A 17850-nucleotide genomic window follows, 5' to 3' on the forward strand; every position below is an offset into this window, starting at 1 on the left:
ACGGGCGCCGGGAGGTGCGGTCCGGCCGCGGATGGGGCTCAGATCCGCACGGTGCCGCGTTCGTCCGCGAGACGGGCGATACCGAGTTCGCCGCACAGGGCGTCGAGGTCCCGTAGGACCTGGGTCATCGCGTACGGGCGGGTGAACGTCGCGGTGCCCATCTGCACGGCCGTGGCTCCGGCCAGGACGAACTCCAGGACGTCCCGCGCGGTGCTGATGCCGCCGCATCCGACGACGGGTATCCCGACGGCCGCGGCGGCCTGCCACACCAGGCGGAGCACCATGGGTCGGACCGCGGGTCCGGACAGTCCGCCGACTCCGTTGCCCAGTACCGCGCTCCGCGCGTTCAGGTCGATGGCCATGCCGGGGAAGGTGTTGGCGACGGTCACAGCGGTCGCGCCTGCCTGCTCGGCGGCCCGCGCGATGTCACCGATCGATGTCACGTTCGGAGTCAGTTTGACGATGACGGGCAGCGAAGTGCGTGCCACGACACCGGAGACGACTCGCTCCACGGTCGACGCGTCCGTTCCGATGGCGAGCCCGCCGTGCTCAAGGTTCGGGCAGGAGACGTTCACCTCCAGTGCCTCGCAGGGGGCGTCGGCCAGATCCTCGGTGATCCGCAGGTACTCCTCCACGGTGAGCCCCCCGACGCTCACCACGACGGGCACCCCGAACGACCGGTAGCGGGGGAGCACCGTACGGATGAAATCCGCCGAGCCCGGGCTGGGGATTCCCACGCTGTTCAGCATGCCCTGCGCGCTCTCGGTGAGCCGGTGCGAGGGGTTACCGGAACGCCGTTGCGAGAAGAGGGTCTTGGTGACCACGGCGCCCAGCTCGTGCACCGGTAGAAGAGCCGCGAGCTCAGGACCGAAGCAGCCCGACGCGGGCATGACGGGGTTGGCCAGACGCAGTGGGCCCATCGAGACGGCGAGATCGGTCCGGAATGCGACTTGGTCCGCGAAATGCCGGTCGCGGTCGTCCAGCACTGCGGGACTGTGGTCCTGGACCTCCGTCATGGGGCCTGCCTTCTGCGTCAGGGGGATCGGGGAAAGAGGGGGCGGAGGGGGCTGGGCCCGCCGGCACCTGGGTGGGACGGCGGGTCGCGGGGGTGTCAGCCGCCGAATCGCTCGGTGAGCTTGCGCTCGGCCCAGCCGATGAGGGCGTGCATGGCCCACGCCATGACGCAGAGCAGCCCGAGGCAGATGATCACCAGCTTGATGTCGTCGTTGTCCTGGGCCTGCTTCTCCAGATAGCCGAGCCCCGACTGCGCTCCGATGAACTCGCCGATGACCGCCGCCGTCACCGCCTGGAGAACACCCAGGCGCAGACCCACCGCGATGGCCGGCAGGCTGTACGGCAGATCGATCTTGAGGGCTCTGGCGACCGGTCCGATGCGCAGCAGGCGGGCCAGGTCGTCGACGCCCTTGGGCACGGACCGTAGTCGCGTCACCATGTTGATCATGACCGGGTAGAACGACACCAGGGCCACGAGGGCGATCTTGGAGCCGACACCGAGCCCCAGCCAGAGCACGATCAGTGGGGCGATCGAGATCTTCGGGGTCACCTGCGCCACGATGACGAGCGGCATCAGCAGGCGTTCGACAAGCGGCAGGCGGGTGAAGAGGATCGCCAGGACGACTCCTGCCACCGCGCCGATCAGCACACCTTGCACCACCTCGGCCAGGGTCTGCTGGATGTGCACCGTGAGCACGTCGTCCGCGGCCAGCTGCCAGGCATGGCTGGCTACCGCAGCCGGGCTCGGCAGCTTGTAGGCCGGTATGTCGAAGGCCGCCGTGACCAACCACCAGAGCGCGACACCGGCCAGCAGGGACGACGTGCCGATCAGCACCGGCCGGACGGTCGAGGCCGTCCGGCCGGAGCTGGCGGCCGTCTCAGCCGAGGCCATTCGGCTTCACCACCAGATCACTCGCGTCGAAGGACTTGTCGAGGAGCTTGAAGTCCTTCTGGGAGTCGATGGCCTGCTGCCAGCGCGCGAGGTCCGGGGAGCCCAGGCCGTTCTTCTGCGTGTTCTCCGACTGCCACAGGGTCTTGGCGAAGAGGTCCTCGATGATCGTGGTGATCTCCTTCTCCTGGCCCTTGAAGGAGGAGGCGTACTTCTTCACCGACATGTCGACCGCCTTGCGCGGGTTCTTGACGGTGTACTCGATGCCCTGGTTCAGCGCCTTGTCGAACGCCTTGACCGTGCCCGGGTCGTCCTTGACGAGGGCCTCGCCAGCGATGACAACGTTGCCGAAGGAGGGAAGGTACTTGTCGCTCAGGATCTGGTTCACCTCGACCCCGGCTGACTGCAGCGCGTAGTAGCGCAGGCGCGAGAAGACGATCGCGTCGACCTGCCCGTTCTTCAGCGCGTCCACGATGACGCCGGTGCCCAGGGTGCGGACCTTCACATCGGTGAGCTTCAGGCCGGCGCTCTGGAGCATCGCCTGGAGCTGGATGTAGTTCGGGCTGCCGAGGTCGGTGACGGCGACGGTCTTGCCCTTCAGATCGGCGGGGGAGCCGATGTTCGAGGAGGGCTGGGACAGCAGCGAGCCGATGCCCTGCTGGTACGTGGTGTGCACGACCTTGGTCTTGATGCCCTTGCCGTACGCGGTGACGACCGAGTCCCCGTTCGGGAAGCCGAAGTCGACGTTGCCCGACGCCACGTTCTTCACGATGTCGGAGCCTTGGGCGTAGGTGAAATCGACGTCCAGGCCCGCGTCGGCGAAGTAGCCCTGCTCCTTGGCCGCGTACAGCGGGGCGTAGTACGGCACCGCGGCACCGTCGATCTGGATGGTGACCTTCTTGGTGCCGTCGGACGACGTCTTCGCCGAGTCGGACGAGCCAGGGCTGCAGGCGGCGAGGAGAGCGGCGACGGCCACGGCGGCGGGGATGCCGACCAGCTTCAGGGGCCTTCTATTCATGATCTTTCCTTAGGGCAAGGTGGGAGTGGGACTCAACGCCTACCGCGCAGGAGCCTGCGCTCGGCGAGGGAGACAAGGCCGAAACCGAGGAGCCCGACCGCTACCGTGATGAGGACTGCGGCTATCAGCAGGGGGGTGTCACTGGATGTGTTGCCGAGCACCATGAGGTATCCCAGGCCGCGTTCGGAGGCGAGGTACTCCGCCAGGAACGCGCCGGTCATGGCGTCGATGACGGCGATCTTGGCACCGGCCAGCAGCGCGGGCACGGCCGCGGGGAGCTGGATCATCCGCAGGTACTGCCATGGGGACAGATGCAGCAGCCGGCCCAGTGAGCTGATGTCCTCGCTCACATCCTTCAGCCCGAGCATCGTGGCCATGGCCATCGGGAAGAAGACCAGCAGCAGGATGAGCGCGAACTGCGAGGTCAGGCTGAGACCGAACCACAGCACCAGCAGTGGTGCGACGGCGATCTTGGGAGCCGCCTGGAGCAGCACCATATAGGGGGCGAGGATCTCCCGGACGGTGCGGGAGGCCCACAGGACCCAGCCCAGGGCGATACCGATCAGTGACCCGCCGACGAATCCCAGCACGATGTTGCGCAGGGTGTAGGTGAGGTTGGGCCACAGCGTGCCGTCCTGTACCAGCTTCAGTCCCGCGTCCAGTACGTCGCCGGGAGCGGGCAGCAGATAGGACGGTACGTCGGCCAGCGCGACATAGGCGCTCCAGGCGGCCAGCACGGCTGCCGCGTAGGCGAGCGGCGTCAGTATGCGTCCGGCCCTGCGGAGGGTGCCCCTGTCGCCGGGGCCGGACGCGGCGGGACGCTTCACGTCCCGGTCGGGACCCCGGCGGCGGGTGAGGGTCTCCATGCTCACACCAGCTCCTGACGGAGCATGCCGGCGAACTTGGCGAATTCGGGCAACTGCCTGGTCTCGGGGGTGCGGTCACGGTTCAGGGGGACGGTGTGGACGGCCTTGATACGGCCTGGCCGTGCCGACATCACGGCCACGCGGTCGGCGAGGTAGGTGGCCTCCTCGACGCTGTGGGTGACCAGGACGATGGTCTTCTGGGTCGATTCCCAGATGCGCAGCAGGTCGTCGTGGAGCCGGTCCCTGGTGATCGCGTCCAGCGCCCCGAAGGGCTCGTCCATGAGCAGGATCCGGGGGTTGTAGGCCAATGCCCGGGCGATGGCGGTGCGCTGGCGCATGCCGCCGGACAGTTCCTTGGGGAAGGACTCGGCGAAGTCGGTGAGACCGACCAGGTCGAGCAGCTTTGCCACCTGTTCGCGCCCCTGCTCCGAGGAGTCGCGCTGGGCCTCCAGACCCAGGGAGACATTGCGCCGCACCGTGCGCCAGGGAAGCAGGGCCGGCTCCTGGAAGACGAAGCCGATGTCCTTGCCCGGGCGCGGAGCGACGCTCCAGCTCAGCTCTCCTTCGAAGTCCGTGTCCAGACCCGCCATCATTCTCAGCAGGGTCGACTTGCCACACCCCGAGGGGCCGATGAGCGCGACGATCTCGCCCTCACCCACGTCCAGGTCGACGTCCTCCAGAGCCACCACCTTCGCGCGCTTGGCGGCGGTGTAGGTCTTGTAGACGCCTCGCACCGACAGAAGGGGCTTCATGCGGACTCCGCCCCCGAAGTCGCGCGGCCCAAGACGCCCGCGCTGCGGTGACACCCGTCATCGGCATGGGTGGGGTGGTGCGGCATGAAGGTCTCCTCAATAGTCACTGCGGCTCGGTGTCCGTACGGAGCCGAGCGGGATCGTTCCGGGCCACCGGCACACCACCGCATCGCAGCTTCCGTATCTGGAAAATGAGTTTCCACTGCGTTGTTCAGAGGTTGGGCTCTTTTTCGGCCACAGTCAAGACCTAGATCTGACCCGCAATTCGGTGTATACCGTGATGCGGGTTCGATTTCTCCCGGCATAGGGACCTGTGCACCCACAACTCACCTGCCGGAAAGTTGTGCCCCTTCGCGCATCAACTTCCACATGTGGAAACCAAGAACTCAAACGGAGGTCCTCGCCCATGGCAAGAAGCGCACAGGATCCATGGCACCGGGGGGCACCGCCCCATCTTCCGGCTGGCGCCGCCGCCGAAGCACTCCCACCGGTCTGTCTGCTCCCGGGAGACCCCGCCCGAGTCGACCTGGCCGCCGAAGTGCTCGATGACTTCCACATCCTCGGCCAGAACCGAGAGTTCAGGATCGGTACCGGCCGCGCACCCGGCGGCCGGCGGATCGCGGTCTGCTCGACCGGCATCGGAGGCCCCTCCACCGAGATCGCCGTCGTCGAACTCGCCCGGCTCGGAGTCAAGACCGTGCTGCGCACCGGTGGCATGGGCGCCCTGACCAACCGCATACCGCCGGGTACCGTGTGCGCCGCCACCCGAGCGGTGCCGGGCAGCGGCGCCGCCTCGCACTATCCCGGCGCCCCAGAAGGGCCCGCGGCCCATCCGGCCGTCCTGGCCGCCCTCCGTCGTGCGGCACACGATCTGGACGTACCGCTCACCGAGATCTCCGTCGCCACGGTCGACTCCTACTACCTCGGGCAGGGGCGACCACTTCCCGGACACGAGGAACACGCGGCCGCGAGGATGGACGTCCTGCGCGGACTGGGCGTCGACGGAGTGGAGATGGAGACCGAGACAGTGCTGGCGGTGGCCGGGGCACTCGGCATGCGAGCAGGCGCCGTTCTGGTCGCGCACGCCAACCGTGCCACCGACGGCTGGTTGGAGGACTACCGTCCCGCCCAACTCGCCATGCTGCGGGTCGCAGTGTGCGCCGCGGCGCTACTCTCGGACGACGACGATCCGCAGGCGGACACCGCGATCACGACCTGAACAGCGCACGGGCAACCGCACATCGGGACCGGAGCCACGCACGAGCGGGCGTGACCCCGGTACCAGGGCGATGCTCCTGCCCCCGCCCGGTAGTCCTTTGCCCTCAACGAACGGACAGACCGCTGAGTACTGACAGTTACACCAGAACGCTGCGCATCCTGCGCGTCATCGCGACCCACTTGCGCGGTATGTCGCTGCAACAGCTCCACGAGGAGCTGGGCATCCCGATAGGGAGCCTGCACCGGGTGATGGCCGCGCTCGTCGAAGAACGCTACGTGACCCGCTCCCCCAGCAACCGGCGCTACTTCCTCGGACCGGCCTTCACCGAGCTGTCCACGATGGCCATCGCCTCCCAGGGCACGGCGGTCAGTCCGCCGCGCGCCATGGAAGAGGCAGCCAGGGAAAGCGGTGAGACCGTGTTCCTCACCGAACTGATCGGCACCCGCCTGCTCTGCGTGGCCCTGGTCGAGGGCGTGCACCCACTCCGCCTGTTCGTGCGGGTGGGCCAGGACATGCCACCGCACGCGGCAGCCTCGGCACGCAGCATCCTCGCCTTCCAGACAGCCGAGACCGTCGCCATGGTGCTACGCGCGCAGGAGTTGACGGCCTACACCACGGACACCCCGCACACGGCGGAGCGCGTGACCGCCCATCTCGTCCAGGTGCGGATGCAGGGTTTCGACGTGTGCGAGAACGAACTGGACGACGACGTCTGGGCCGTGTCCGCCCCCGTGTTCGGCTCCACCGGACAGACCACGTCCAGCATCACCCTCGCTGCCGCGGGCCAGCGGATGCGGGACCCACTGGCCCGCACCCGCGCCACCGAGACCACCCTGCGGGCCGCCCGCGCACTCTCCATCGAACAGGGCTACGCCGGCGCTGTCTCCCCCGCCCGCTACCGTCCCGCACCCGAACCCGCCGGATAGGGCCGGCAACCACCCGTCGCGGCCGGGCAGCTCTGAAGTCACCCCGATGATGTGGACACACCTGGCAGTGGATCTCACTTGGTCCGGAAGGTGCAGATCCACCTGGCGCGGACCTCGCGGTAGAGCGCGGAGTCCCGGTCCGACGCGATGGAGTTGCGGCGGGCTTCACCTGCCAGATGGTTGTATCGGGACGTAGCGATCGAATCCGCACGTCTATCCGGGGACGCTCCGCACCTGGGTGCGCGACGCCGACGGTCCTCCGGCCGAAGCGACGGCGGAAGGGAAACGGAGGGTGTGGAGGCGGAACCCGTCCGGTTGCGGGCGGAGACCCACCCCGGCCTCTCACAGCGGAGCGGGATTGGCAGCCGTGCGGTCATGCGGTGGTACGAGGAACGAGCCGGATACCACTTCAGGTAGGGGAGGGCGTCCTACCCGAGTGCGGTGCGGCCGGCTTCCGTGACCGCCATGAGGTCCGCTCGCCTCCCGTTCGCCGGGTGCGCGATCTTCACCAGGCCCAGGCCCAGGCCCAAGCCCAGGCCGTGCGGCCGGAGGTGGCTCCGTAGCGGCCGGAAGGCCATGCCATCACCGCGTCGGCCCTGCCGGAAAGGTCCGTGACAGCCCCCGTCCGGTACGGCCCCACGGTTGCCGGATTCGTGGCTCCTGGCCGGAACGCCCCAGAGGAGATGGGCCGCCACCCGTACCCGCCACATCAACCCAGTGATGAACACGGCCGCCGCACTCAGCGGACGGCTGAGCCGTTCCGGTGTGCGCCGGGCGATCCGACCAGGCTGCGACGCGGGGGAGCACACCCGTCGATGACGGCCCTGACGCCTCACGGCCCCAGCTCCAAGAAGGCGCCCTCCTACCGCGACGACACCGTGCGTCCGACAGGTTGTGACGACCGCGCGCATCGCCCGACAGCCGGCGAGGACGGACGCCCCGTCCGCATCGCGCGGGGCGACGGGGATGGGGCGTCCGCGAGGTCAGTTGTTGAGGGCGGAGGTCAGCGCGGTGAGCAGTTCGCCTCCCGCGGTGTCACCGCGGAGGTTGGACAGGAACGCCCCGCCCATCCCGTTCTCCTTCAGGTGGGCGGCCTTGCCGGTGATCGTGGCCGGTGTGTCATAGGTCCAGTACTCGGTGCCGCAGTGGGCGACAGCGGTCTTTCCCCGTTCTCCGGTGGGTGCGCAACGGGGTTTGATGTTTCGGTAGTCGTCGAGACCGGGGCCCGAGGCGCCGTCGGCCGGACCGGCCGCCGTGAGCCTGGGGTGCCAGGGCCAGGTGATGACGCCCTTCCAGCCCCATGCGTGGGTGGGGATACCCATGACGAGTTTGTTGGGGTGAATGGCCTCCCCCGTGAGGCTCCACACGTCGTAGGTGAGGTCACTGCCCCATTCCCAGATGTCCCAGGCGACAAAGGGGGCGGAAGGGGTGGGGATCTGGGCCCACAGGTTGTCCAGGGGGCGGTAGTAGTCGTAGGACTGCACGTTGTACCAGTCGACGTGTGCTGCCGCTGCGGGGAGGTCGGACGCCGTGTACGACTCTTCCGCGTCGCCCCGGCGGCTGATGGTCGCCGTCAGGAGCTTGCCGTTGCCCAGTGCGCTCCTGAGCTCCCTGGTGAGAGGTTCCAGGGTGGTCGGGCCGGTCGGACTGCAGGCCGCGTTGTAGCAGGAGTTGAACTCCAGAGCCAGGTCGACGCCGTCGAAGAGGCCGGCCCAGCGGGTGTCGTTGACGAGCCGGGCGCAGGAGGCGGCGAACGCGGCCGGGTTCTGCCGGGCGGCGGCCCAACTGCTGGCCGGCTCGGCGCCGCCGAAGGACCAGAGGAGCTTCAGCTGCGGGTACTTGGCCTTGAGGTCGCGCAGTTGGTTCAGATACCCGCGCAGGGGTTGGTTGGTAGTGTCCGCCTGGCCGGAGACGCTGTTGCCTGCGGTGAAGCCGCGTTGCAGCGCCGCGTGCTCGTCCGCGACGCGGCACTGGCCGCCGTCGACCTTGCCGTAACCGTATGTGAGGTGGGTGAGCTTGGCGGCGGAGCCGCCGGTCACCAGTTCCTTCACATGGAAGCCGCGCTCGTGGCTGCCCTTTTCGGTGAAGACCCCCATCACGACAGGTGGCCTCGGCATCGGTGGGGTGGTGCCCGTCGTCGTGACCCTCGTGTGGTTGCTGGTCCAGGAGCGACCGTCGCGACTCACGGCGACCGCGGCGAACGAGTAGAGCCTGTTGGCGAGGAGACCGGTGAAGGTGAAGGTGGTGTCGGTCGTCGTCCCGACAACGATGCTGCTGTTCTTGACCATCTGGTAGTGGAGGATGTCCACATTGGCGGTGGGCGGAGTCCAGGTCACCGTGACCGTGTGGTCGGTGATCGCCACGGGAGTAGGGGCTCCCGGGTGGTAGCTGTCATCGGCCTGCGCCGAGCCCGCCAGACCCGTCATCAGACCCAGTAGGACGGCAAGCCCCGTCAGTACAGCGGTGACCCGAAATCTCGGACCGTGTGCGAGGTGACTTCTCATCGTTCCTCCTCGTCGGTGGGAAGGGGAAAACACACCGCTTCCCGGAACGAACGCGTCCGCTGCGGCCTGGGCTGACGCTATGGGGGGTGGGGTGGAACGGCAACGATTATGAGGCAACTCCCACCAAGTGAGCGGTCTCTCACCTGCCACCCGCAGTGCGGCGCTGGAGTGACTCCGTTCCGCGGACCTTCCAGACACGGACCTCGATTCAGGAAGGTGCAGGGAAATGACCGACGCTGGGTCACGCCCGACCAGCTTCCCCCTGCTCAAGAACGGGCCCGCATGGCCGGCTCGCTGACGATCACCCGCCTCAAAGCCCCTGAAAGGGTCCGGAGCGGGTGATCGTCTCGTAGGGCGGTTGCTCTTGGCCGGCTGCGCTGTGGGAGCCGCAGCCGTCGTCGTCCGATCGGTTGACCGACCCTGACCAGCGGCGGCCCATGGGTGACACCGAGGGTTGCCGCCGCCAGCGGGGAGGAACCTCTCGACAGGTGAAGCCGCGTCCGCAGTCTGGCGATGAGTCGGTACCCCACCCGCTCATCGCACCAACTCGGCGAGTACGAGGGGCCGCAGAGCATCGCCGAGCTGAAGTCCGCCATCGCCCCCAGGCCCCACCTGCTTCAGGAGTTCGTCGCCGAGCTGAAAGCGCTCCGTTCCACCACGAGGGTGAGGAGCCGCTGCTCGCGGTGCGGGACGTGATCGGCGCGTACCGCGTCGAGCGGGAGGCGAAGGCCCACCCGGACACCTTCCGGGCCATGGCCGACCACCAGCCCGGAATCGACAACGGCGTTCCGTTCGACGCCGTCATGGGCGACGACGACCCCAACGCCTACGAACGCCGAGCAGGGGCGAGGCGGCGTGATGTGCAAGGTCGTTCTCAACCCCCAGGCCCAGCGTGCCCTGGCTGGCCTCGTCCCGCAGCGGCGGCGGGCGGTCCACAAGGCGATGCGCGGCCAGCTCCCCACGAACCCGCTGGCCGCGGACACACCGGAGGACACCAGACCGGACGCCCTGCGGAAGCCCGCCGTGGCCCGGGAGTCGCGATCGGCTGTCGCGCCATCGAGGCCCGGGGCGCACCTGCACCGCTTCCACGATCGGCACGCCCAGAGCCCCGGCGGTCGCGGCCAACGCGGGGGACGGCCATCGGAGGTGATCAGCTCAGGTCGGACGGGCAGATCAACGCAGTCCGGCGAAGAGGTCGTTCTCGGGTACGGCCGCGCCGGTGGCGTCCTTGACGCGTACGAAGGTCTCCATGCCCATCAACTCGCCGAACTTCTCCATGCCCATCTTGAGGAAGAAGATGTTCTCGCCCTGACTGGCGTGCGCGGCCAGCGCGTCGAACTTCTGACCGCTGAACGCGGTGGTGTCCACCCACGTGGTGATCTCATTGTCGGGGAGGCCGATCTCGGCCATCGCGGCGGCCTCGGCGGGATCCGGCTCCGGCATGTCCTCATGAAACTCGCGCATGAGTTCGCCGAACCGCTGCATCATCGAGCGGGGCATCGTGGTCCAGTACACCTTCGGTGTCAGCGCGGTCATCTCCAGCGCCGCCATCGTGATGCGGTGGGCCTGGATGTGGTCGGGGTGGCCGTAGAAGCCGTTCTCGTCGTAGGTGACGACCACATCAGGTCGGTAGTGCCGCATGAGTTCCGCAAGTCGGGCGGCGCCTTCCTGCACGGGGGTCCGCCAGAAGGATCCGGGGGCGTCGTTGCTCGGCCAGCCCGCCATCCCGGAGTCGGCATAGTCCAGCATCTCCAGATCGCTGACCTTCAGGACGTCGCAGCTCGCCTGAAGTTCTTGACGGCGCATCAAGGCGACCGCCGCCGGATCGTGCCCGGGATCGCCCGGTTTGGCGCCCCCCGGTCCGTCACCGCAACCGCCGTCGGTACAGGTCACGAGAACCGTGCGGATGCCTTCCGCGGCGTACCGCGCGAGGACTCCTCCGGTTCCGGTGGCCTCGTCGTCGGGGTGGGCGTGTACTGCCATGAGCGTCAAGGGCCGGTCAGTCATGAAACAGTCCTCCTGCGAAAAAGTACGTCTTGGTCCGAGTGCGCGGCGGGCGTACCGCGATCCTGGGGCCCGGACCCTGGTGGGGCGGACGACCTTGTGGTCTCCGTGTTCCCCGCCTGTGCGGCGCCGGTCCCTCCGTCGATGCAACCGTGCTGGCCGGACCGGCTGTTCCCGGCGCGGCATCTTGGCCTTCCAACCGTCGGCGCTTCGACGCGAACAAGGTACAGGCGCGACCTGCACTCCTGGACGCTGACCCAGTGCCCGGCCCGGCCGCAGCCGCCAAGCTCACAGCCGGACGGCAGCAAGCTCTACGGCAAGGCGTCGGACGCCGGCTAGACGACAGGCATGGTGGTCCAGCACGCGAACAGTCCGGCCGGGAGCAATGCCCCGGACCAGAGCCGTCAGCCACTGATCGACAGGTGGGAACAGGGCCGTGTGGATGCGTGAGGACGGCGTTTCCTCGTGCTGGTTCAGCGATCGGCGCTGGCCGCCGCAGCGGGGCACGGTGGGGATGGCTCAGCAGATCGACCGCCAGCGTCACCGAGGCCGCCGGCGCGGCGAGGGTTTTCGCCGGTGCCGCTTTTGTGGACGCGCGGTCCGAGACGGGGTCCAGTGAGCATGGCGAATCCCCTGAGTACCGGCTGCACAACACCTTCGGTGACGACCGCACGCGCCCCGGAGCAGGAATGTGGCCTACTAGTCGACGAGTTTCTCCAGGTCGGCGACGGCGCTCTCGATCTCCGGCAGCGCGAGCGTGGCCAGGCGCGCTCGGCGGGTGTTCGCGCCGACGCTCGAATTCGTCAGTACCTCACGGCAGACGGCCGTGATGCCGTCGGGGGAGTTGTCGGTGATCTCTCGTCCGATTCCGAGTTCCTCGACGCGGCGCGCGTTGTCATGTGTGACGCCCGCGGCCGTCAGAATCCCCAGCGGGCCAGTTGGCACGCCCGCTGAGCGTGTGCTGGCTGGATGCCCTCTCTGGCCAGCCCGTTCAGACAGTCTTGCCATGCTTCACCGACGGTGGATTCGCCCCTCATGCAGTGGAGACCCATGAAGGGAGTGTTGTATCCGAGGCTCCTGAGGTAGTCGTCGCAGTGTCGGCTCGCGGCCTGGGCCGGTGCCGCCGTGGCCACCGCGCCCCCTACCAGGGCGGTGGCTGCCAGGACGACTGACGCGGATGCTCCGACGAGTCGTCCCGTCAGACCGGTGACGAGTGTCATGTTCCTGCCTCTCACGAAAACGCGCACAGACATCAACTCGATCAATACGTACGTCACTTGCCACACCGTGAAACCGGCGAGAACCGGACTGCCATCCCATCCGGCCAGGGGCGGTGCCCGGCTCATGCCCCTGCCCACGGGCTCGGCCGACCTGAGCGCATCGGGGCAGCAGTGAGCCGGTCGAGCGGACCTTTCGGCGTGCTTCCCCACATCCCAGTCTCGGAGGGTTCGTCCTCGGGACGGCATGGGGCCCGGCGCGGCGTGCGGGATCGGGTGCCGTGGTGCCCCACCGCATGGACCTCCTCCGCTGCCTCGCGGTGCACCACGACCAGAGCCCACCGGGCCCGCCCTCTGACGGACGGCGGCTCCCTTGACGACACTTCTGGCCCGACCTGCTGCCCGTTCCGCCGTCAGCGGACCCGGCCTTTGCCGCCGCAGCCGTGCCGTCCGGGTCTTCACCACGGCACCGCAGTCGGCGGCGAGTCGAGGCCGTCTCTCGCGGTAGCGGCTAGGCGTCGAGATCGGGGAGCCCACAGACCCCTCGGTGGTTGTATCCAATATCTGGCGTAGTCGCGGCTTTTAGGGGGCAACTTCTGGGAGTCGAGTATTGTAATTGGATACTATTCCGTTTAGGTTCCGTAGTCTCATCGGCTCGACGCGCTGCCGCGCTGGGATGTCCTGGAGGAGCCTTGCCATGCCGACGACGGTTGGACCCGCTGCGCCTGAGAGGTGAACGCATATGCGTCGATGCGTCGCTGGGTGGTCGTACGCGCACGGCGCGGAGCTCACCAAGGGAGCCGGCAGTGGTCCGAGCGCCCGATGTGAATCCAGGTCAGCGAGGAGTCGAACGCGGCACCGACTCGCCCACCGACTCCACGACGAAGAGTGTCGCCGAGCACACGTCGTCAGCTGCCCGACCGCCTGTCTCGGCCTTGGCGTCCTCGCCACGGCGATCAGCCAGAGCGGGCGAGGGCCCGCGCCCACGCAGTGATCACCGGAATCACCCGGCGACGCTCCGCATCGCCCTGCGCCGACGGCTTGTCACCCGTCAGGTGCCGCGGCGGCCGAGTCATCGCCGACCAAGGGAGTAGGAATGACAACGAAACTTGCTGACCTCGTCGTGACAGGTGCGAGAGTGTGGACCGGCGAGAGTGGCCCGGAAGGTGAGGAACCCACCGCTTTCGCGGTCCGGAACGGACGCTTCGTCGCGGTCGGCACAGGCGAGGACATCGCTCCCCTTGCCCGCGCGGCCGAGCACGTCATCGACCTCGGCGGCCGGCGGGTACTCCCCGGGCTTCAGGATTCGCATATCCACGCGGTGCGCGCCGGTGCCACCTGGGGCACCGAACTCCACTGGGAGGCAGTGCGCTCGGTCGCGGACGCGCTGGAGACCATTCGGCTACGGGTAGCCCAGGTGGGCGAGGACGAGTGGGTCTGTGTGGTCGGCGGCTGGCACTGCCGGCAGTTCACCGAGCGACGCATGCCGACGAAAGCAGAGCTGGACGCGGTCTCCCCGGAGAATCCGGTCTTCGTTCAGATGGGCTATGAGTGCGCGGTCCTGAGCACGGCGGCTCTGCGCTTGTGCGGTTGGGATTCCGCGGACGACGCCCCGCCGGGTGCCGCCTTCGACGTCGACGCGGTAACGGGCGAGCTGACCGGGGTGGTCCGCGGGCAGGCGGCGTACCGCCTCGCACTGATGAAGATGCCCAAGCCGTCCGCCGAGGTCCAGCGCGCCGGCACGCGGGCCATGCTCGACGAGTTTGCCCGGCACGGATTGACGGCGGTCGCCGACGCGGGCGGCTTCATGATGACACCGGAGAGCTATCAACCGGTCTTCGACTTGTGGCGGGCGGGCGCCCTGCCGGTCCGCCTCAGACTGTTCCTCTCCGCTTCCACGGCTGGGCGTGAGCTGGAGGAGCTGTCCACGTGGATGCGCCACCTGGCACCCGGGTTCGGCGACGACCTGATGCGTTTCAGCGGTATCGGGGAGCTGGTGCATCTGGGATGCCACGATATGGAGGGGTTCGACGGCGACTTCATCATCCAGGACGCTCCCCATGCCGAACTGATCGCGATCAGCGAGCGCGTCGCCGCCGCCGGGTGGCCGATGAGCATCCACGCCGTCCTCGACAGCTCGCTGGACCGTGTCCTGTCCGCTTGGGAGGAAGTCGCCCGAACCGCTGACCTACGAGCTCTGCGGTGGTCCGTGGTCCACGCCGACCAGGCGAGCCCCGCCAACATCGCCCGGATGGCAGCCCTCGGCCTGGGTGTCCAGGTCCAGAACCGCATGGTCCTCCAGGGAACGGACTACATCCCGCTGTGGGGTCTCGACCAGGTCCGCCGCACCCCTCCACTCGGCGACTTCACCGACGCCGGTCTCTGGCTGGTGGGCGGCACCGACGGGACCCGCGCGAACTGGTACCAGCCATGGACGTCCATCGAGTGGCTCGTCAACGGAAGCACCATCGACCAACCCGGGCTGCGCGAGGCCAGGCACCGGCTGAGTGTGGCCCAGGCCCTCACCGCCTATTCGAGCACCGGAAGCTACATGGTCGGAGAGGAGCGCCATCGGGGAATGATCGCCGAGGGTCATCTCGCGGACTTCTTCGTCCCGACGAAGGACCCCTTCAGCGTTCCCGTCGACGAGCTCTCGACCATCCTGAGCGACTGGACCGTCGTCGGCGGCCACACCACCCACGACTCCGACACCATCTGACCCACCGATGCCGACCTTCAACCCGGCACCCTCTCCGCGTTGCGGCTGACTCCGACCGCCTCCACGCGTTGTCGACTCCGGCCGGGACATGGCGGACCGCTGTTCTGCCTGGACTTCGCCTTGCCGGGGATGAAGACAGTGTGGCTCCTGCGCCCCTCCCGCTGGAAGTGGGAAATGCCTGCCCGTGCCGGTCCCGAGTGCCACTCTCTCGGGACCGGCACGGGCCCTGTGCGGCGCGCGGGACCAGTTGCCCTGGATGATGGTGACGGAGTTCGACTGCTGGCCCAGCGGACGGATGCCCCGAGGGCATGACGGGTGCCTCCGAGCCCAGAGCTTTCGACAAGCATTGACCATGCGCATACTGCAGGGGCGTACCCGCGCTGTTGCGCACGAGTGCACAGCCCTCCGAGGTCCGGTGCGGTGACGGAAGAGCTATCGGGACGCCCGCATACCCCTTGACATGTCGCATGGGGGAGCGGCCATGGCTCCGGGCGGGACGAAGCCTCGGCGGGGACCTCGACTCCCTGGCGACGGGACATGGGAAATGGCGAATCGACTTCTGATCGGGGCTGGTTTCGTGGTCTCGCGGGACCCCGCGATCGGGAACCGCCCGGAGACGGACATCCTGGTCGAGGACGGCAAGATCGTCGCTGTCGCACCGGGCCTCGACACCGTCGACGCCGAGGTGGTGGACGCCACGGGCACCGTGGTGATCCCCGGCTTCGTCGACACCCATCGCCACACCTGGGAGGCCGCGACCCGGGGACTGCTGCCCTCGTGCACCGTCGACCAGTACCTCGGCGCCATGATCGCCACCCTGGGCCCGGCCTACCGCTCACACAAGGTCACCCGGCCGGTTGGACTCCTCGGCGGGCTGGTGACAGTTGCATGGGCGATCCCACCAGTAGGTCCCGAAACCGACCGAAGCGGGGGCTACAGGTCCGAGAGCCAGGGATGCCCCGGGTGTACGCGGGCGAGTAGCTCGGCCAGGGTCACGCGCTGAGCCGGGGACATGTACGGGACGGTCGCGTCGAAGTCTGCTTGATCCTTTCGGCGGGCGTGCTTGGCCTTGAACAGCAGTACCAGTTCGGGCGCCAGATACGGGATGCCGTCCCGGGTGCGGTGGATGATGTCGCTGTAGGGAAGTCGGACCTTCTCATCGCGTCTGCAGATCCAGGTGTCGCCGTCGTGCGGTTCGCGGAACACGTCGAGCAGGTAGTTGTCGGTGGCCGGATCGCGCAGCCATGTCTGATGCACGGCGGCCAGCACCTCCGGTCTTGCGTTCTCCCAGATCCGGCCGCTGCCTGCCGCGTCGAAGACGTATCCGGGGAAGCGGTTGCGGACCTCGGGAAAGCCCGCGGCCGGAATCGCGATCTCGATGTCTCCATGAGCGCGCGTCTGCCTGCCGCGGAACAGATCCAGCGCCCAGCCCGCGGCCACGTACCAGGGCGTGCTGATCCCGGCCAACTGCCGCGCGACCTCAACCGGGGTCCAGCAGGATGACCACCTGGCGTGGAGGGCTTCGATCTCGTCGGGTGACAGTTCGACGCCTCCGCTGGGCAGTTGCTCGCTCACCGCAGGAATCTATCAGCGGACTCGAAGGCCCCTGGCCGGGGTCGATGAGGAAGACCGCGATGCCTGGAGCTGTACGCCGCCGACGCTCACACAAGGTCACCGGCCGGTTGGACTCCTCGGCGGACCGGCGGGGGACAGTTGAATACGCGATCCCAAGCGTACCGAGGCCGTTTACCGGCCCCAAGTCCTATCGTTGGCTGATGCGCGAACACCCTATTGACCGCCCAGCCGATCTCGATGCGGTTCGTGAGTCCTATGACCGAGTGGCCGACAACTACGCCCAGATGGTGGTGACGACGGGGGTCGGCGACATCCGTAGCCATCCATGGCTCAAGGCATCGATCGATGCCTTCGCCGACAGCGTGAGGGAGCTCGGACCTGTCCTCGACGTCGGCTGCGGACCCGGAACGGTAACGGCCTACCTCGCCGAACGCGGACTCGACGTGTCTGGGGTGGATCTTTCCCCTCGGATGATCGAGAACGCGCGCCGTCTTCATCCCCACTGCCGCTTCAGTGTCGCCTCTGCCACCGACCTCGACCTTGGTGAAGCGTCCCTCGGTGGCGTGCTCGGCTGGTGGTCACTGTTCAACCTTCCCCGTGAGGTCCTTCCCCAAGTCCTCGCCCTGTTCGCGCGCGCATTGAAGCCGGGCGGCCACTTCATCACCGCGACACACGTCGGTGACGAGGACGCGGTGCGCACCGAGGCCTACGGGGGCGTACCCGTTCGTTGGACGACACACAAATGGCGACCGGAACAACTGGTGGACCTGATTGAGCGGGCCGGCCTGTACCCGGTCGCCGAACTCCGCCTCCCTCCAGAGGAGTACAGCGGGCCGGGGCTCGTCGTCATGGCCAGGCGCCCCGGCTGACGGCCAGGCGCCGGAAGCGGCACAGGCCTCCTACCGGACGCCTACCGCTAGTTTCCGCTCGGATACCTCCGGAGGGCCTGGGCAGGGCACACAAGCGAGGAGATGCGGACGCGGTGGTGGCCGAGGAGGCCGTCTGGAACCTGGGAGCGCGCGCTGCCGCTCAAGTACGTTCTGGTCAGTGAGGAATGGGACGGTGAGCTGATCGTGAGGGCGCGCCGCGCCGAGGTCGACGGCCTGTTCGTCGCATCGGCCCGGCCCGGCGGCGGTAACGGCGGACG

The 17850-nt window shown here is 68.2% G+C and carries 16 protein-coding genes; 5 read left to right on the plus strand and 11 right to left on the minus strand.

Annotated elements, in window-relative coordinates; translation table 11 throughout:
• Positions 1-38: 38 nt before the first annotated feature.
• The 5 genes from NBG84_RS04230 to NBG84_RS04250 form a co-directional block, all read right to left on the minus strand.
• On the minus strand, positions 39-1016 hold the full coding sequence (locus NBG84_RS04230) for a dihydroorotate dehydrogenase (RefSeq protein WP_250917884.1): 978 nt from the start codon (positions 1014-1016) through the stop codon (positions 39-41).
• 95 nt (positions 1017-1111) lie between these two features.
• Positions 1112-1906 (minus strand): ABC transporter permease, encoded by a 795-nt coding sequence (locus NBG84_RS04235; RefSeq protein ID WP_250917885.1) that lies wholly within the window; start codon positions 1904-1906, stop codon positions 1112-1114.
• On the minus strand, positions 1893-2921 hold the full coding sequence (locus NBG84_RS04240; RefSeq protein WP_250917886.1) for an ABC transporter substrate-binding protein: 1029 nt from the start codon (positions 2919-2921) through the stop codon (positions 1893-1895). The genes NBG84_RS04235 and NBG84_RS04240 overlap by 14 nt, the downstream gene beginning before the upstream one ends.
• A 32-nt stretch (positions 2922-2953) precedes the next feature.
• Positions 2954-3787 (minus strand): ABC transporter permease, encoded by an 834-nt coding sequence (locus tag NBG84_RS04245; RefSeq protein ID WP_250917961.1) that lies wholly within the window; start codon positions 3785-3787, stop codon positions 2954-2956.
• 2 nt (positions 3788-3789) lie between these two features.
• Positions 3790-4539, minus strand: a complete 750-nt coding sequence (locus NBG84_RS04250; protein ID WP_250917887.1) for an ABC transporter ATP-binding protein — start codon at positions 4537-4539, stop codon at positions 3790-3792.
• Between the two features lie 406 nt (positions 4540-4945).
• Between NBG84_RS04250 and NBG84_RS04255 the strand changes: the two genes are divergently transcribed.
• Both NBG84_RS04255 and NBG84_RS04260 read left to right on the plus strand, forming a co-directional pair.
• Positions 4946-5758, plus strand: coding sequence for a nucleoside phosphorylase (locus tag NBG84_RS04255; protein WP_250917888.1), 813 nt, complete (start codon positions 4946-4948; stop codon positions 5756-5758).
• A 188-nt stretch (positions 5759-5946) separates the two neighbouring features.
• On the plus strand, positions 5947-6684 hold the full coding sequence (locus NBG84_RS04260) for an IclR family transcriptional regulator (protein ID WP_250917889.1): 738 nt from the start codon (positions 5947-5949) through the stop codon (positions 6682-6684).
• Positions 6685-7667: 983 nt separating this feature from the next.
• On the opposite strand, the gene NBG84_RS04265 is transcribed toward NBG84_RS04260, so the two are convergent.
• The 5 genes from NBG84_RS04265 to NBG84_RS04285 all read right to left on the minus strand — a co-directional run bounded on the left by NBG84_RS04265 (position 7668) and on the right by NBG84_RS04285 (position 12469).
• Positions 7668-9188: a glycoside hydrolase family 18 protein gene (locus tag NBG84_RS04265; protein ID WP_250917890.1), complete on the minus strand. Its 1521-nt coding sequence runs from the start codon at positions 9186-9188 to the stop codon at positions 7668-7670.
• 617 nt (positions 9189-9805) lie between these two features.
• On the minus strand, positions 9806-10054 hold the full coding sequence (locus NBG84_RS04270; protein WP_250917891.1) for a hypothetical protein: 249 nt from the start codon (positions 10052-10054) through the stop codon (positions 9806-9808).
• 307 nt (positions 10055-10361) lie between these two features.
• Positions 10362-11195 (minus strand): PIG-L family deacetylase, encoded by an 834-nt coding sequence (locus tag NBG84_RS04275; protein ID WP_250917892.1) that lies wholly within the window; start codon positions 11193-11195, stop codon positions 10362-10364.
• Positions 11196-11891: 696 nt separating this feature from the next.
• A complete protein-coding gene (locus NBG84_RS04280) occupies positions 11892-12137 on the minus strand; it encodes a hypothetical protein (RefSeq protein WP_250917893.1) in 246 nt (81 codons plus the stop codon).
• Positions 12110-12469, minus strand: a complete 360-nt coding sequence (locus NBG84_RS04285) for a hypothetical protein (RefSeq protein ID WP_250917894.1) — start codon at positions 12467-12469, stop codon at positions 12110-12112. The genes NBG84_RS04280 and NBG84_RS04285 overlap by 28 nt, the downstream gene beginning before the upstream one ends.
• A gap of 1036 nt (positions 12470-13505) precedes the next feature.
• On the opposite strand from NBG84_RS04285, the gene NBG84_RS04290 reads away from it, so the two are divergent.
• Positions 13506-15128 carry an amidohydrolase gene (locus NBG84_RS04290; protein WP_250917895.1) on the plus strand — a complete coding sequence of 541 codons (1623 nt, stop codon included), beginning with the start codon at positions 13506-13508 and terminating at the stop codon, positions 15126-15128.
• A 544-nt stretch (positions 15129-15672) separates the two neighbouring features.
• A complete protein-coding gene (locus tag NBG84_RS04295; protein WP_250917896.1) occupies positions 15673-16131 on the plus strand; it encodes an amidohydrolase family protein in 459 nt (152 codons plus the stop codon).
• Here NBG84_RS04295 and NBG84_RS04300 read toward each other — a convergent pair.
• A complete protein-coding gene (locus NBG84_RS04300) occupies positions 16062-16703 on the minus strand; it encodes a nucleotidyltransferase domain-containing protein (RefSeq protein WP_250917897.1) in 642 nt (213 codons plus the stop codon). The two genes, NBG84_RS04295 and NBG84_RS04300, sit on opposite strands and share 70 nt — an antisense overlap.
• Before the next feature lie 200 nt (positions 16704-16903).
• Between NBG84_RS04300 and NBG84_RS04305 the strand changes: the two genes are divergently transcribed.
• Positions 16904-17572 (plus strand): class I SAM-dependent methyltransferase, encoded by a 669-nt coding sequence (locus NBG84_RS04305; protein WP_250917898.1) that lies wholly within the window; start codon positions 16904-16906, stop codon positions 17570-17572.
• The last annotated feature ends 278 nt before the right edge of the window (positions 17573-17850 follow it).

The sequence above is a fragment of the Streptomyces albipurpureus genome, assembly GCF_023701525.1.
In the GTDB taxonomy this organism is placed as follows: Bacteria; Actinomycetota; Actinomycetes; order Streptomycetales; family Streptomycetaceae; genus Streptomyces; species Streptomyces albipurpureus.

Bases quoted from the DNA above. Each gene is read 5' to 3' on its own strand.
- NBG84_RS04290 (WP_250917895.1), top strand. From the start codon at position 13,506: ATGACAACGAAACTTGCTGACCTCGTCGTGACAGGTGCGAGAGTGTGG.
- NBG84_RS04230 (WP_250917884.1), bottom strand. From the start codon at position 1,016: ATGACGGAGGTCCAGGACCACAGTCCCGCAGTGCTGGACGACCGCGAC.
- NBG84_RS04240 (WP_250917886.1), bottom strand. From the start codon at position 2,921: ATGAATAGAAGGCCCCTGAAGCTGGTCGGCATCCCCGCCGCCGTGGCC.
- NBG84_RS04255 (WP_250917888.1), top strand. From the start codon at position 4,946: ATGGCAAGAAGCGCACAGGATCCATGGCACCGGGGGGCACCGCCCCAT.
- NBG84_RS04305 (WP_250917898.1), top strand. From the start codon at position 16,904: ATGCGCGAACACCCTATTGACCGCCCAGCCGATCTCGATGCGGTTCGT.
- NBG84_RS04245 (WP_250917961.1), bottom strand. From the start codon at position 3,787: ATGGAGACCCTCACCCGCCGCCGGGGTCCCGACCGGGACGTGAAGCGT.
- NBG84_RS04275 (WP_250917892.1), bottom strand. From the start codon at position 11,195: ATGACTGACCGGCCCTTGACGCTCATGGCAGTACACGCCCACCCCGAC.
- NBG84_RS04265 (WP_250917890.1), bottom strand. From the start codon at position 9,188: ATGAGAAGTCACCTCGCACACGGTCCGAGATTTCGGGTCACCGCTGTA.
- NBG84_RS04295 (WP_250917896.1), top strand. From the start codon at position 15,673: ATGGCGAATCGACTTCTGATCGGGGCTGGTTTCGTGGTCTCGCGGGAC.
- NBG84_RS04260 (WP_250917889.1), top strand. From the start codon at position 5,947: ATGTCGCTGCAACAGCTCCACGAGGAGCTGGGCATCCCGATAGGGAGC.
- NBG84_RS04250 (WP_250917887.1), bottom strand. From the start codon at position 4,539: ATGAAGCCCCTTCTGTCGGTGCGAGGCGTCTACAAGACCTACACCGCC.
- NBG84_RS04235 (WP_250917885.1), bottom strand. From the start codon at position 1,906: ATGGCCTCGGCTGAGACGGCCGCCAGCTCCGGCCGGACGGCCTCGACC.